This window comes from Duganella fentianensis, from assembly GCF_964031615.1.
Lineage (GTDB): Bacteria > Pseudomonadota > Gammaproteobacteria > Burkholderiales > Burkholderiaceae_D > Rugamonas > Rugamonas fentianensis_A.
Window position 1 is genome coordinate 194,168 of sequence record NZ_CAXIQN010000008.1, and the last position, 15,429, is coordinate 209,596.

Consider the following 15,429-nt stretch of genomic DNA (forward strand, 5'->3'; position numbering starts at 1 on the left):
CAAGACGACAACGGGCGGCAGCGCCCCTGAACGATGCCAGCGGGGCTGCCGGTGCGGATCAGTGCTTGTGGTCGCAGCCGTGCGACGCCTTGACGCCCGTGCCGGGCAGCACGGTGCCCGTTTCGCGCCCGCTATCACCGGCAAAACCGGCGGCGTGCAGGCGCGCCATGTAGTCGGCCCACAGGCTATCCTGCTCTTGACCTAGACGATACAGGTAGTCCCACGTGTACAGGCCGGTGTTATGGCCATCGCTGAAAGTAGGCTGGATCGCGTAATTGCCTACCGGCTCGATACCGGCGATGCCCACTTCGCGCTTGCCCACTTGCAGGGTTTCCTGTCCCGGTCCGTGGCCTTTGACTTCGGCCGACGGCGAATACACGCGCAGCAATTCGAACGGAATGGAAAAATTCGCTCCGTCGTCGAATTCGACTTCGAGACGGCGCGACTGGTTGTGGACCGTCAGGCCCGTTGCCTGTTTGCTCATACTATCCCCTGCAGACGTTCGATCATGGCTTCGTGCAGCGCTGGCAGCAGCGCGCGGCGAACCGCCAGCACGGCCGGATCGGCAGCACGCTGTACCGGCGCCCAGGTCGGCTGAGGGAAATGGGCATCGTCGGTATAGCGCGGGATCACGTGCCAGTGCACATGGGGCGTCATGTTACCAAAGCTGGCCAGATTGATCTTGTGCGGCGCCATCACGGTGCGCTGGGCTTCTTCCACCGCCCAGACCACTGCCATCACATGCTGCCGCTGAGCGAGCGTGAGGTCCGTCATTTCGCGCACGTGCTCGCGCCACACCACGCGGGTGTAGCCCGGATATTCCGGCTCGTCGACATTGATCACCACCAGCAACTCGTCGCTCCAGATGATCACGCCTTCGGCCGGGGCTTCCAGCAGATTACATAGATCGCAGGCCATTACACCAGCACCCGCTCGATGCCGCCCGCATTGGCGCGCTGCACGTATTCCGGCAGCCAGTTCTCGCCCAGCAGGTGCTTGGCGATTTCCACCACGATGTAGTCCGCCGTGGTGCCGGCATCTTCGCTGTAGCGCGACACGCCACCCAGACAGGCCGGGCAGCTGGTCAGGATTTTCACGTCGCCATCGAAACCGTCGGCGCGCAGCTTGTTGGCGCCGCTCACCACTTCCTGCTCCTTGCGGAAGCGTACCTGCGTGGAAATGTCGGGACGGGCAATCATCAAGGTGCCGGAATCGCCGCAGCAGCGGTCGTTCTTCTCGATCTTCACATTGTCATGCGTCTGGATCAGGGCGTTCACCGTCTTGGTGGCTTCCTGCATCTTCATCGGCGTGTGGCAAGGCTCGTGGTACATATAGCGGGTACCCGTCACGCCTTCCAGCTTGACCTGCTTCTCCATCAGATATTCGTGGATATCCATGATGCGGCAGCCGGGGAAGATCTTGTCGAACTCGTAGGTGGCCAGCTGGTCGTAGCAGGTGCCGCACGACACCAGCACGGTCTTGATGTCCAGATAGTTGAGCGTATTCGCCATGCGGTGGAACAGCACGCGGTTATCCGTCATCATCTTCTCGGCCTTGTCGTACTCGCCCGCGCCCCGTTGCGGATAGCCGCAGCACAGATAGCCCGGCGGCAGCACGGTCTGCACGCCCACTTCCCACAGCATGGCCTGGGTGGCCAGCCCCACTTGCGAGAACAGACGCTCGGAACCACAGCCCGGGAAGTAGAACACGGCTTCCGTATCCGCATTGGTTTTCTGCGGATTACGGATAATCGGGATGACCTTGTCATCTTCGATATCGAGCAGCGCACGCGCGGTCTTCTTCGGCAGGCCGCCCGGCATTTTCTTGTTGATGAAGTGAATCACCTGCTCGCGCACTTTCGGCTTGCCCACGGTTGGTGGCGGTGCCTTGGTCTGGGTGCGGGCGAACTTCTTGAGCAGATCGTTACCGAAACGCTGAGCCTTGTAACCTATGCCCACCATGGCCGCACGGGTGGCGTTGATGGTGGCCGGATCGGTGGCATTGAGGAAGAACATCGCCGCCGATTTACCGGGATTGAAACTCTTCTTGTCCATCTTGCGCAGCAGATTGCGCATGTTCATGGACACATCACCGAAGTCGATGTTCACCGGACATGGCGTAACGCACTTATGGCAGACGGTGCAGTGATCCGCCACGTCTTCGAATTCTTCCCAGTGCTTGATGGAGATACCGCGACGGGTCTGCTCTTCGTACAGGAAAGCTTCGATCAGCGACGAAGTCGCGAGGATCTTGTCGCGTGGCGAGTACAGCAGATTGGCGCGCGGCACGTGGGTCGAGCACACAGGTTTGCACTTGCCGCAGCGCAGGCAGTCCTTGACGCTGTTGGCGATGTTGCCGATATCGCTTTGCTGCATGATCAGCGATTCATGGCCCATCAGGCCGAACGATGGCGTATAGGCGTTGCGCAGGTCGGCTTCCATGCCGCTCAGATTGAGCAGCTTGCCCTTGTTGAAGCGGCCTTCCGGATCGACCTTCTGCTTGTAGTCGCGGAACGGGCCGATTTCTTCTTCCGTCAGGAATTCCAGCTTGGTGATGCCGATACCGTGTTCGCCCGAGATCACGCCATTGAGCGAACGAGCCAGCGTCATGATGCGTGCCACGGCCTGATGCGCCAGTTGCAGCATTTCATAGTGGTCCGAGTTGACCGGCAAGTTGGTGTGCACATTGCCGTCACCGGCGTGCATGTGCAGCGCCACGAACACGCGGCCACGCAGCACGCGCTTGTGGATGGCCGTCGCTTCGTCGAGGATCAGCTTGTAAGCGGCGCCGTTGAAGATCTGGCGCAGGCTCGCACGGATTTCCTGTTTCCACGAAATGCGCACGGTGCGGTCCTGCACTACGTCGAACAGGCGTGCCTGTGGCTGCGCCGCCAGACGTTCGAGCAGCGTCGGCACCAGACGCTCGAGGCCCAGTGCTTCCAGTTGCGGCAGCGCCGTTTGCAGCGGCTGATCGAGTTCGGCCAGCAGATAGGCCCAGCGTGCCTGCACCTGCGCCAGCAGCGCAGTCGCCTGCTGCACGCGGTCGCCCAGCATTTCTTCATCGCCCACGCCGTCGTCGGCGTCGTCGCTCTTGCCGATCGGCAGATTACCGGCAGCGAAGAACTGCTGCAGTTCATCGGCCAGCTGCAGCTTATTGCGGATCGACAGTTCGATGTTGATGCGTTCGATGCCGTCGGTGTACTCCCCCATGCGGTTGAGCGGAATCACCACGTCTTCGTTAATCTTGAACGCGTTGGTGTGCTTGGCAATCGCCGCCGTGCGGGCACGATCAAGCCAGAACTTCTTGCGCGCTTCCGGGCTGACAGCGACAAAGCCTTCACCCACGCGGGTATTGGCCAGACGGATTACTTCCGACGCAGCGAGTGCTACCGCGTTTTCATCGTCACCGACGATGTCGCCGAACAGCGCCATTTTCGGCAGCACGCCGCGCTTGGATTTGGTGGCATAGCCGACCGCACGCAGATAGCGCTCATCCAGGTGTTCCAGACCAGCCAGACGCAGGGTAGCGAACTGTTCGCCCTTGGCCGGCAGGCTGTCCAGATAATCCTTGATCTCCACGATCGATGGAATCGCATCGCGCGCCTGACCGAAGAATTCGAGGCAGACCGTGCGCGTATGCTTAGGCATCTTGTGCAGAATCCAGCGTGCCGACGTAATCAGACCATCGCAGCCTTCTTTCTGGATGCCGGGCAGACCGGCGAGGAATTTATCGGTAACGTCTTTGCCCAGCCCTTCCTTGCGGAATTTGCGGCCTTCGATTTCCAGCACTTCCGTCTTGAACGGTTCGCCTTTGGCTTCACCGCGTGCGCTCGGATGGGTCCACTCCAGTTTGAAGCGGGCCAGCGGGGCATCGTGTATCTTGGACAGGTTGTGGTCGAGACGCGTGACTTCCAGCCAGTCGCCGTTCGGATCAACCATGCGCCACGAAGCCAGATTGTCGAGCGCCGTGCCCCACAGCACGGCCTTCTTGCCGCCCGCATTCATGGCGATATTGCCGCCGATGCAGGAGGCGTGGGCCGAAGTGGGATCGACGGCGAACACGAAACCGGCCTTCTCGGCCGCTTCCGATACCTTGTTGGTGATCACACCGGCGCCCGTGTAGATGGTGGCGTACTCGCGGCTCAGGCCGGGCAGCACTTTCATTTCCACGGCGCCCATGTTGAGCAGCTTTTCCGTGTTGATCACGGCCGACATCGGCGTCAGCGGAATCGCGCCGCCCGTGTAACCGGTACCGCCGCCGCGCGGGATAATGGTCAGCCCCAGTTCGATACAGCCTTTGACCAGACCGGCCATTTCTTCTTCGCTGTCCGGCGTCAGTACCACGAACGGGTATTCCACGCGCCAGTCAGTCGCATCGGTCACGTGGGAAATCCGCTTCATGCCGTCGAAGCAGATGTTGTGCTTGTCCGTGTAGCGGCCCAGCACTTTGTAGGTGCGCTTGCGCAGATCATAGGTCTGCTTGAATTCTTCGCCGAAATCAGCCACGGCCTTGCCTGCTGCGCGCAGCAACTGGGCCACGTTCTCGCTGCGCTGACGCGATTCAGCATCATTGCTGGCGCCACCGTCATCGATGCTGAGGCGGCGCTTGTCCACTTCGGCCAGCCGGTGGTGCAGTGCTTCGATCAATTCCTGCCGGCGCTTGGGATTGTCCAGCAAGTCATCCTGCAGGTAGGGATTGCGGCGCACGGCCCAGATATCGCCCAGCACTTCGTACAGCATACGGGCCGAACGGCCCGTCTGACGGGCGCCGCGCAATGCATCGAGCAAGCTCCACGACTCCTCGCCCAGCAGCCGGATCACAATCTCGCGATCGGAAAACGACGTGTAGTTATAAGGAATTTCGCGCAGGCGCGTGGCCTCCGGACCGTGAGGCGTTTCCGCCAGCAAAGCTTGAATTTGTGCAGGGGCGTTCATATTGCGATTTGACTGGAGACGACTAGTGACATTAGCCGGGAGGGTCATTCTAGCGTATTGCGGCGCACCACGCCGGAACAGCCTTCCATGCTCTAGGGCTAATCAGCGCGCCATTAATCCGCAAATAATTTGAAAATCGACGGTTTCGTTAGCAATTAATGCCGAAACTTGGCATTAAACTGAATTAAATTCATTAAGTCAGCATGTTGACAATATGTTTAATTGCACCAAATTAGCCCAGCAGATGGGCGATGCTACGCCAGAACCCGTCCGGCACATACAACAATAGCGTGGTCATGGTCAGGTAACGCAGCAGTTTGCCGATGGCCATATAGGCGATGCTGGGCCAGAACGGCAGGTGCAACCAGCCGCCCAGCGTGCACAGCGGGTCGCCGATGCCGGGCAGCCACGACAGCAGCATGGTCTTGGCGCCGTAGCGTTCCAGCCAGTGGAACCAGCGGCTCTGGCGCTCGCGCGCGAAGGAACGCTTGGCCTGATAGCCCATCCAGTAATCGATCGCACCACCGAGCGTATTGCCGATGGTGGCCACGCCGATGGCGGCCCAGAACAGGGCCGGATTGGCTTTAACCACGGCAAACACGGCCGGTTCGGAACCGAGCGGCACTAGCGTAGCCGAGATCAGGCTCACCAGAAATACGGAAGTCAGCCCTACCTGCGGCGCGGCCAGCACACTGAGCAGCCATGCAATTGCGGATTCGATCATCGCTTTCTTCAGATGTAGGGAGGGTGTCCATTATAATAAATTGCATCCGCATGAATGCACCGTCCGGCTTGCGCCCACCCGCGCTCTGCCAGCGCCCTGCTCCACCCCGGTCACCCGCCGGTTAGTTAGCATAGCTTGAAGTACCGTACGCACCAGAATTATCTGGCCCGGAATCATTATGTTTGCAGACCATGACCATCGATTATCTGAAGAAAATCCTGACCGCCCGCGTCTACGACGTCGCCACTGAAACCCCGCTCGAGCACGCACCTGCCCTGTCGCAGCGCTGCGGCAACCGAATTTACTACAAGCGCGAGGACATGCAGAGCGTGTTCAGCTTCAAGATTCGTGGTGCCTACAACAAGATGGCGCATCTGAGCGATGCCCAGCGCAAGCGCGGCGTCATCTGCGCTTCGGCCGGCAACCATGCGCAAGGCGTGGCCCTGTCCGCTGCCAAACTGGGCTGCCGCGCCCTGATCGTGATGCCGACCACCACGCCTCAGGTCAAGATCGATGCCGTCAAGTCACGCGGCGGCCCTTCGGTGGAAGTGGTGCTGCATGGAGAATCCTACACGGACGCCTACAACCACGCGCTGCTGCTGGAACAGGAACAGAAGCTGACCTTTGTGCACCCGTTCGATGATCCGGATGTGATCGCCGGTCAGGGCACCATCGGTATGGAAATTCTGCGCCAGCATTCCGGCCCGATCCATGCGATTTTCGTCGCCATCGGTGGCGGTGGCCTGATCTCGGGCGTGGCCGCCTACGTCAAGGCCATCCGTCCCGACATCAAGATCATCGGCGTGCAGACGCTCGATTCCGACGCCATGGCGCGCAGCATCAAGGCCGGCGAGCGCGTCACGCTGTCCGACGTCGGCCTGTTCTCGGACGGCACGGCCGTGCGTCTGGTGGGCGAAGAAACCTTCCGCCTGACCCAACAGTATGTGGACGACATCATTCTGGTGGATACGGACGCCATCTGCGCCGCCATCAAGGATGTGTTCACCGATACCCGCAGCATTCTGGAACCGGCCGGTGCGCTGGCTGTGGCCGGCGCCAAAGCCTATATCGAACGCGCTGCGCTGACCAAGGAACCGGTCGAGAACCAGACCCTGATCACCATCGCCTGCGGCGCCAACATGAATTTCGACCGCCTGCGCTTCGTCGCCGAGCGTGCCGAACTGGGCGAATCGCGCGAAGCCGTATTTGCCGTCACCCTGCCCGAACAGCGCGGCAGCTTCAAGCGCTTCTGCGCGCTGGTGGGCCCGCGCAATGTGACCGAGTTCAACTATCGTATCAGCGACAAGGATGAAGCCCACGTGTTCGTCGGCGTGCAGATTGCCGACCGTGGCGAATCGGGCAAACTGGCGCGCAACTTCGAGGAACAGGATTTCCGCACGCTGGACCTGACCCACGATGAACTGGCCAAAGCCCACATCCGCCATCTGGTGGGCGGCAAGAGCGCGCTGGCGCAGGACGAACTGCTGTACCGCTTCGAATTCCCCGAGCGTCCGGGTGCGCTGATGCGCTTCCTCAACTCGATGGCGCCGAACTGGAATATCTCGCTGTGCCACTACCGCAGTCAGGGTGGCGACGTGGGCCGGATTCTGATCGGCCTGCAAGTGCCGCCTGAGGAAATGGATCAGTTTGCCCAGTTCCTCACCACGCTCGGTTACCGCTACTGGGATGAAAGCGCCAACCCCGTGTACAAACTCTTCCTCGGCTAAGCGCCGAGCAAGACGGCATGGTTTGCGCTACCATGCCGTCCTTCACCCAAACGAGTACCGTCATGACCAACACCGCCGATCTATCCCCGCTGGGAAAAAACTCTGCCTACCGCACCGATTACGCACCGGAATTGCTGTTCCCGATTCCACGGCAGGGCAAGCGCGATGAACTGGGCCTGACGGGCACGCTGCCGTTTTTCGGCGTGGATATCTGGAACGCCTACGAAATTTCGTGGCTCAACCAGCGCGGCAAACCGCAGGTGGCCATTGCCCGCATTACCGTGCCGGCCGATTCGCCCAACATCGTCGAATCGAAGTCCTTCAAGCTCTACCTGAACTCGTTCAACCAGACCCGCCTTGATAGCGTGGTAGCGCTGAAGACCTTGCTGCAGCAGGATCTATCCAAAGCGGTGGGGGCCAACGTACACATCTCGCTGACCCAGCCGGAAGAATTCGGCATGATCGCCATGGGCGAACTCGATGGCCTGCTGCTTGACCGACTCGACATCGAAGTCGATCACTACAGCCCTGATCCGTCGCTACTGAAAGCGGCGCTGGATGAAGAACCGGTGGAAGAAAAGCTGGTATCGCATCTGCTCAAATCCAACTGTCTAGTCACGGGCCAGCCCGACTGGGCCAGCGTGCAGATCCACTACGCGGGTCCGCAGATCGATCAGGAAAGCCTGCTGCGCTACCTGATCGGCTTCCGCGAACACAACGAATTCCACGAACAATGTGTGGAACGCATCTTCATCGATATCCTGCGCCAGTGCCACCCGCAGCAGCTGGCCGTGTACGCGCGCTATACGCGCCGTGGCGGGCTCGATATCAATCCGTGGCGCAGCAACTTCAGCAGCGCCCAGAAGCCCGACAATCTGCGCGGCGCACGCCAGTAAAACCAGCCAGTGGCATGATTGCCGCTGGCACGATACATTTCTGATCGGCACAGGTAATTCAGGCGTATCATAAGCGCATAGGCAACAGCGACCGCACTCCGCCTTCGGGTTTTCAGGTGCCGGACAGAAAAAGGCCTATAATGCGCTCGCAGGCCGCATTTGTGCGCCGCAACATTCTATTCGCAATATGAATAACCTTAGCAAAATACTCTCACTGGAAAACGTGCAGCTCGACCTGGAAGTGTCGAGCAAGAAGCGCGCTTTCGAGCAAGCCGGCCTGATCTTCGAAAACAACTGCGGCATCGCCCGCTCCACCGTGTCGGACAATCTGTTCGCGCGCGAGCGTCTGGGCTCCACGGGGCTGGGCCATGGCGTAGCCGTACCGCATGGCCGCGTGAAAGGCATGAAAAGCCTGAAGTCGCCGCTGGCGGCGTTTGTGCGACTGGCCGAGCCGATTCCGTTCGAGTCGCCTGATGGCAAACCCGTCAATCTGTTGTTTTTCCTGCTGATCCCTGACCACGTCACCCAGCAGCATCTGGAAATCCTGTCCGAGATCGCCGAGATGTTCTCCGACGACGCCTTCCGCACGGCGCTCAGCACCGATCCGGATCCGGCCTCGGTGTACCAGCGCATCATCAGCTGGGTGCCGACGCTGCAAGCCGCCGGCTAAGTTAGTTTTGGGGCGGCTGACTATGGGTTACACTACAAGCTAGTTCAACCCATCACGAAGACGCCCCATGCTGCAAACTCCGCTGACGATACAAAGACTGTACGACGATAATCGCGAAAGTTTGCAGCTAGGCTGGTTTGCCGGCTTCCCCGGCGGCGAACGGCTGATCTCCGGCGACGTGGCTTCGGCCGCCGATCAGGTGGGTCACCTGAACACCATCCACCCGGGCCGGATTCAGGTTTTCGGCCATCAGGAAATCAATTACTACCAGCGCCTCAAATCGCTCACCCGTGCCCATGTGATCGGCGAGCTGATTGCGGGCGGCCCGCCGGCGCTGATCATTGCGCAAGGGCTGGAAACCCCGCCCGACATCCTCGCCATCTGCGACGAGAAAAATATCCCGCTGTTCTCCACCCCGCTCCCTGCCGCACAGGTGATCGACTTCCTGCGCGTGTATCTGTCGAAGAAGCTGGCGCAGCGCATCATCATGCACGGCGTGTTCATGGACGTGCTGGGTGTAGGCGTACTGATTACGGGCGATTCCGGGCTGGGCAAGAGCGAGCTGGGGCTGGAACTGATTTCGCGTTCGCACGGACTGGTAGCCGATGATGCGGTCGAATTCTCGCGCATCGCCCCGAACATGATCGAAGGGCGCTGCCCGCCGCTGCTGCAGAATCTGCTCGAAGTGCGTGGGCTGGGGCTGCTGGACATCAAGGCCATCTTTGGCGAAACGGCCGTGCGGCGCAAAATGCGGCTGAAGCTGATCGTGCATCTGGTACGCCGTGGCGCGGCCGACGAAGAAGTTGAGCGGCTGCCGTTCCAGTTCCCCACCGAAGATGTGCTGGGTCTGCCTGTGCGCAAAGTAGTGATCCCCGTGGCAGCCGGCCGCAACATCGCGGTGCTGCTGGAAGCGGCGGTGCGCAACACCATCCTGCAACTGCGCGGCATCGACACCCTGCAGGAATTCATGGAACGCCAGCGGCAGGCCATGAGCGGCGATTAACGACATTCTGCTGTTGTTATTAGCGCCAAATGATGCCGATAACAACACAGCTTCGCTGCCTGCGGTATCATCCTGTCCTATGCGCATCGTACTCTTAACCGGCATCTCCGGCTCCGGCAAATCCGTCGCCCTCAACGTGCTTGAGGACACAGGCTTCTATTGCGTCGACAACCTGCCGCCAGCACTGCTGGCCAGCCTAGTCGACACCCTGGTCCAAGAAGGCATGGAAGCGCTGGCCGTGGCCGTCGATGCGCGCAGCTCTGCCTCACTGGCCAGCCTACCGGACGATGTAACACGCCTGCGCGCGCAGGGGCACGACGTCAAAGTAATGTTCCTGACTGCAAACACCCATTCGCTGGTGGCGCGCTTTTCGGAAACGCGCCGCAGCCACCCGTTATCGCACGAACTACGTCCGGGCCAGAATCCCGCTTCGCGCCGCACGCTGATCGAATGCATATTGGAAGAGCGCGAACGGCTGGCGCCAATCGAAAAGCTGGGCCACGTGGTCGACACGTCAGAACTGAGCGCCAACAAATTGCGCGCGTGGGTCAAGGATCTGGTTGCTATCGAACGCGCACCGATCATCCTGTTCTTCGAATCGTTCGCGTTCAAGCTAGGCGTGCCGCTCGATGCGGACTTCGTGTTCGACGTGCGCGCGCTGCCGAATCCCTATTACGACCTGACGCTGCGTCCGCTGAATGGACGCGACCAGCCCGTGATCGATTTCCTCAACGCCCAGCCGAGTGCACTAGAACTGTTCAAGGATATCCGCGACTTCATCGAAAAATGGCTGCCCTCCTTTAAGACGGACAACCGTAGCTATCTGACCGTGGCGGTAGGCTGCACAGGCGGCCAGCACCGCTCCGTCTACATGGCCGAACAACTGGCCGCGTATTTCCAGACCAGCGAAAAAGTCGTCCTGCGCCATCGCGAACAGTCCTAAATTCGGGGTCAGATCTGTCATTCGGACACTCGCGTCTTTCGATTGAGGCGTATCAATACAGGCACGGAACAGGTTCAACGTAAGTGCCTGCGGCGCCGACTATTCCCTGTCCTTAATTTGCCAAATTTCGGGGGCCATCTTGAGCGATCTCAATGGTGCATCGTCGATGTCCAAATGACAGATCTGACCCCGAATTACGAATTACGCTAATGTAGAAACTTCAGCAGCAGCCCCGAGATCAGGGCCGTTTGCAATATGCCCAGCGATACCACGACCGTGACCACCCATCTGATTAACTCACTTCTGAGTTCAGCCATACGAGCGTCCACCTTCGCATCCAGCTTGTCGATTTTTGCGTCTAGCCTTTCCAGCGCAATCCTGAGCAGATTGAATTCCACAGAGTATTCCTGCCTCGGCACAAAATGCTCTGCAGTATTTTCGCTCTCGGCTGAAAGCGCTTGAGTCAGCACATCAGATAAAACCGCGACATGCGCTCGGGCCTGTACAGCCGGTACTCCGGCGTCTTCTAGCCGCTCAACGATTTTCTGCGTATCAAAAGGACTCGACGCCATCTCCAACTCCAGACAGGGACATCGTCTTACGATGCCCTCGCACCAGACTTCAGGTATTGCGTCGCATCATATCGCCCGCTTACGAAAGGTGACGCAAGGGATGGGCGTAGGCGGGCCAGACGGGGGCGAACATCTGCTGTACCTGTTCCTCGCTCACTTCCGCTAACGTGGCGGGACGCCATTGCGGCGCATTGTCTTTGTCGATCACGAGGGCGCGCACGCCTTCGATCACTTCGCCATGCTCGAAATTGCGCCGCACCAGCGCACGCTCCATGCGCAGGCAGTCGGCCACATCGAGCGCCGCGCCACGCTTGATCAGTTCGTGCGTCACGCACATCATCAGCGGTGAACGCGTCGCCATGACCTGCAAGGTCTTCTGGGCAAACGCGCTGTCGTCCTGCTGCAGGGAGGCCGTGATGGCGGTCACGGAACCCGCTGCGAAATGACGGTCGATAGCCGTGCGCTGCACCGCCAGCTGGCTCTCGCCTGCGCTGCTCTGGAACGGCGCGGCAAAGCTGGCAATGGCTGCGCGCAGCTGCTTGCCGGCCGTCGCTTCCAGCAACGCCAGCAAGGCGGGCAGTTCGGCGCTCGGCACGAAGTAATCGGCCAGCCCCGCATACAGCGCGTCGGCCGCATTGATGGTGACGCCCGTCACGCCCAGATAATTGCCCAGCTGGCCCGGTGCATGCGACAGAAAATAGCTACCGCCCACATCGGGGAACAAGCCGATATTCACTTCCGGCATGGCCATCTTGGTACGCTCGGTGACGATGCGGATACGGCATTCCGGCCCGCCCTGCGCCACGCCCATGCCGCCGCCCATCACCACCCCATCCATCAGTGCAATATACGGCTTGGGGTAGAAATGGATTAAATGATTTAGTGCATATTCTTCCGTGAAGAAGTCTTCCAGCAGTGCACTACCGGCCTGCGGGGTGTCGCGCCCCACATCGTAAAAGAAGCGGATGTCACCACCGGCACACAGGGCTTTTTCGCTAGTGCTGCGGATCACCACGGCAGCCACTTCGGCGTTGTCGCGCCACGCCAGCAGTGCTGCCGTGATGTCGCGCACCATCTCTAGCGATAGGGAATTGAGAGCCTTGGGACGATCCAGCAAAATCAGGCCGGTTCCGTTGCTGATACTGGTGTGGACGTGTGCGCTCATGGAATCTTCAGGTAAGTGAAATCGCTATTCTACTGCGCCGCCATGGCAAAAAGACGCCCCGCCAGACGCAAAAAAGGGCGCTGATGGCGCCCTTGATCGGATCATGCAGTCACCGGCTTATAGCGCGGCGGCAGGTTCGTAACTATCTGGCAGATGCTTGATCGCATCGTGGCCGTGATTCTGCACTTTGTCTTTGTATTTCATCACCTGCCGATCGAGCTTGTCGATCAGGGTGTCGATGGCGGCGTACAGATCTTGCGACAGGCTTTCCACGTACACGGTCTTGCCCGACATGCGCAGGTTGATCTCGGCCTTCTGGCGTTTCTCTTTCTCTTTAAGGTTATCTACAGTCAGGATGACAGCAATATCAATCACTTGATCAAAGTGGCGGGTGACGCGCTCCAGTTTGTTCTGCACATATTCACGGATCGCTGCAGTCACTTCCAGATGATGTCCACTGATGGTGAGATTCATACACACTCCTAAAGATGATGTTACTGGCGGTTAGTGCGCTGCCCATTACTGCCGGGCGCACAGGAACCAGATAACTACAAAGACTTGCGGAGACTGACTGGCGGGATTTTCAATGCTTCCCGGTATTTGGCAACAGTGCGTCGCGCAATGACCATGCCTTGTTCGCCAAGCATGTCCGCAATCTTACTGTCAGATAAAGGATTTTTCGGGTCTTCTGCTCCTGTCAATTGCACGATGAGTGCGCGTATCGCCGTCGAACTTGCTTCCCCTCCCGCTTCGGTGGCGACATGGCTACCAAAGAAATATTTCAGCTCAAACATGCCGTGCGGGGTCAGCATATATTTTTGAGTTGTTACGCGAGAAATAGTGCTCTCGTGTAGACCTAGTGTATCAGCTATTTCGCGCAGCACAAGGGGGCGCATGGCGACCGCGCCGTGCGAGAAAAAGTTCTTTTGTCGTTCTACTATCGCTTGTGCAACGCGCAAAATTGTCTCGAAACGCTGCCGCATATTTTTGATCAGCCACTTAGCTTCCTGCAGCTGCGCGCCCATGGCCGTTTCGCCCTTGCCCTGCTTGAGCAGGTTGGCGTACATGGCGTTGACGCGCAATCGCGGCATCACGTCGTTGTTCAGGCTCACTTGCCAGCCGTTGCGCGATTTTTTCACGATCACGTCGGGCACCACGTAGTCCGAGGTATCAGCCGCAAACGCTGCACCCGGATGGGGGTTGCACTGGCGGATCACGGTTTGTGCTTCGCGCAAATCCTCCTCGTCGCACAGCAAAGCTTTCTTTAATTTGTTGAAATCACGCTGGGCAAACCAGTTCAAATGATTTTCAACAATTGCCAACGCCATGCGGCGCGTAACCAACGGAATCGCCGGTAAACGCTTGATTTGCAGCGCCAGACATTCGGACGCATTGCGCGCGCCCACGCCCATCGGATCGAAACTTTGCAGCAAAGTTAACGCCGTCTGCAATTCATCGAGTTCCACTTCCAGTTCTTCCGGGATGCGCGCATGAATTTCTTCCAGCGACTCTTCCAGATAGCCGTTCTCGTCCAGCGCATCGATGATCAGTTCCACCAGCGCACGGTCGCGCTGCTCGAGCACCAGCACGCGCATCTGCTCGAGCAGGTGGTCGCGCAGGGTGCAGTGGCTGGCTTCTAACTGTGGACGGGCATCTTCATCGTCGGGCGCCTTGCTGCGGCCCGCGTCGCTCCAGTCCATATCGGCATCGCTGCTGCTGCTTTCCGTATCGGCGGCCGGGCCGTCATAGCTATCGGCTTCGGCCGGTGCGGCCTCGCTCGGGCCGGACGGGACATCGCCACCGGCCTCGCTGGCCGGCGCCGGCTGGCTGATCGCGCCATCGGATAACAGACGCAGCGAACGGTCGAGCGGATCGTCTAGCCGTTCCAGCAATGGATTATCGGACAGTAGTTGTTCCAGTTCCTGATGCAATTCCAGCGTGGACAACTGCAGCAGCCGGATCGACTGCTGTAGCTGGGGTGTCAGCGCCAGATGTTGCGAAGTGCGCAGTTGCAAAGACTGTTTCATGAGGCTTATGGTGCTTACATTCGGAAATGTTCACCCAGATACACGCGACGAACGGACTCATTGGCAATGATGTCGTCTGGACGGCCTGAAGCCAGTACCGTGCCCTGGTTGATGATATACGCGCGGTCGCAGATGCCCAACGTTTCGCGCACATTGTGATCGGTAATGAGGACGCCGATGCCACGTTCCTTGAGGAAGCGCACAATGCGCTGAATCTCGATCACGGCTATCGGGTCGACCCCGGCGAATGGTTCGTCCAGCAGCACGAAGCGGGGGTTGGTCGCCAGTGCACGCGCGATTTCCACCCGGCGCCGTTCGCCGCCCGAGAGCGACAGGGCGGGATTTTCGCGCAGCTTTTCGATTTGCAAATCGGCCAGCAGGGTATTGAGCCGTTCATCAATGGCAGCCTTGGATAAAGACTTGCCGTCTACTTTCTGAATTTCCAGCACGGCGCGGATGTTCTCCTCCACCGTGAGTTTGCGGAATACGGAGGCTTCCTGCGGCAGATAGGACAGGCCCAGCGCCGCACGGCGGTGGATGGGCAGGCTGGAAATATCGGTGCCGCTGATATCGATGGTGCCCGCATCCGAAGGCACCAGTCCCACGATCATATAGAACGAGGTGGTCTTGCCGGCGCCGTTAGGCCCCAGCAGCCCCACCACTTCACCGCAGGCCACCTGCAGCGATACATCGTGCACTACCTGGCGCTTGCCATACGTCTTTTGCAAACCCTTGACGATCAGGGTGCTACCGCAGGAAGTCGTCATG

The 15,429-nt window shown here is 59.4% G+C and carries 14 protein-coding genes; 5 read left to right on the forward strand and 9 right to left on the reverse strand.

The genetic code is table 11. The annotated features are described in order from the left end of the window. Positions 1-58: 58 nt before the first annotated feature. The 4 genes from ABNT42_RS05420 to ABNT42_RS05435 form a co-directional block, all read right to left on the reverse strand. Entirely contained in the window at positions 59-484 is a 426-nt protein-coding gene (locus tag ABNT42_RS05420) for a DUF971 domain-containing protein (protein WP_348695045.1), read from the reverse strand. Then, positions 481-918: an HIT family protein gene (locus ABNT42_RS05425; RefSeq protein WP_348695048.1), complete on the reverse strand. Its 438-nt coding sequence runs from the start codon at positions 916-918 to the stop codon at positions 481-483. The genes ABNT42_RS05420 and ABNT42_RS05425 overlap by 4 nt, the downstream gene beginning before the upstream one ends. Beyond that, complete coding sequence (locus tag ABNT42_RS05430) at positions 918-4,934, reverse strand: FAD/FMN-binding oxidoreductase (RefSeq protein ID WP_348695050.1); 4,017 nt, start codon at positions 4,932-4,934, stop codon at positions 918-920. The genes ABNT42_RS05425 and ABNT42_RS05430 overlap by 1 nt, the downstream gene beginning before the upstream one ends. Before the next feature lie 232 nt (positions 4,935-5,166). Beyond that, a complete protein-coding gene (locus tag ABNT42_RS05435) occupies positions 5,167-5,658 on the reverse strand; it encodes a YqaA family protein (protein ID WP_348695052.1) in 492 nt (163 codons plus the stop codon). 191 nt (positions 5,659-5,849) lie between these two features. Here ABNT42_RS05435 and ilvA point away from each other — a divergent pair, with 191 nt between their 5' ends. From ilvA to rapZ, 5 genes are all read left to right on the forward strand, one after another. Beyond that, entirely contained in the window at positions 5,850-7,385 is a 1,536-nt protein-coding gene (gene ilvA / locus ABNT42_RS05440; protein WP_348695055.1) for a threonine ammonia-lyase, biosynthetic, read from the forward strand. Positions 7,386-7,447: 62 nt separating this feature from the next. Then, positions 7,448-8,281, forward strand: a complete 834-nt coding sequence (queF, locus tag ABNT42_RS05445) for an NADPH-dependent 7-cyano-7-deazaguanine reductase QueF (RefSeq protein ID WP_348695057.1) — start codon at positions 7,448-7,450, stop codon at positions 8,279-8,281. A 187-nt stretch (positions 8,282-8,468) separates the two neighbouring features. Further along, entirely contained in the window at positions 8,469-8,951 is a 483-nt protein-coding gene (locus ABNT42_RS05450; protein ID WP_348695059.1) for a PTS sugar transporter subunit IIA, read from the forward strand. Positions 8,952-9,018: 67 nt separating this feature from the next. Further along, positions 9,019-9,954: an HPr(Ser) kinase/phosphatase gene (hprK, locus tag ABNT42_RS05455; protein ID WP_155436322.1), complete on the forward strand. Its 936-nt coding sequence runs from the start codon at positions 9,019-9,021 to the stop codon at positions 9,952-9,954. Between the two features lie 79 nt (positions 9,955-10,033). Further along, positions 10,034-10,897 carry an RNase adapter RapZ gene (rapZ, locus tag ABNT42_RS05460; RefSeq protein WP_348695062.1) on the forward strand — a complete coding sequence of 288 codons (864 nt, stop codon included), beginning with the start codon at positions 10,034-10,036 and terminating at the stop codon, positions 10,895-10,897. A 206-nt stretch (positions 10,898-11,103) separates the two neighbouring features. Here rapZ and ABNT42_RS05465 read toward each other — a convergent pair whose 3' ends face one another. The 5 genes from ABNT42_RS05465 to lptB form a co-directional block, all read right to left on the reverse strand. Then, the gene (locus ABNT42_RS05465; protein ID WP_348695064.1) at positions 11,104-11,469 is read right to left on the reverse strand and encodes a hypothetical protein; all 366 of its coding nucleotides are present in this window, start codon (positions 11,467-11,469) and stop codon (positions 11,104-11,106) included. 79 nt (positions 11,470-11,548) lie between these two features. Continuing rightward, on the reverse strand, positions 11,549-12,634 hold the full coding sequence (locus ABNT42_RS05470; RefSeq protein WP_348695067.1) for an enoyl-CoA hydratase/isomerase family protein: 1,086 nt from the start codon (positions 12,632-12,634) through the stop codon (positions 11,549-11,551). Positions 12,635-12,751: 117 nt separating this feature from the next. After that, positions 12,752-13,108 carry a ribosome-associated translation inhibitor RaiA gene (gene raiA / locus ABNT42_RS05475; protein ID WP_348695068.1) on the reverse strand — a complete coding sequence of 119 codons (357 nt, stop codon included), beginning with the start codon at positions 13,106-13,108 and terminating at the stop codon, positions 12,752-12,754. Between the two features lie 74 nt (positions 13,109-13,182). After that, a complete protein-coding gene (locus tag ABNT42_RS05480) occupies positions 13,183-14,661 on the reverse strand; it encodes an RNA polymerase factor sigma-54 (protein WP_348695070.1) in 1,479 nt (492 codons plus the stop codon). A 14-nt stretch (positions 14,662-14,675) separates the two neighbouring features. After that, the gene (gene lptB / locus ABNT42_RS05485; RefSeq protein ID WP_155436327.1) at positions 14,676-15,428 is read right to left on the reverse strand and encodes an LPS export ABC transporter ATP-binding protein; all 753 of its coding nucleotides are present in this window, start codon (positions 15,426-15,428) and stop codon (positions 14,676-14,678) included. Between the last annotated feature and the right edge of the window lies 1 nt (position 15,429).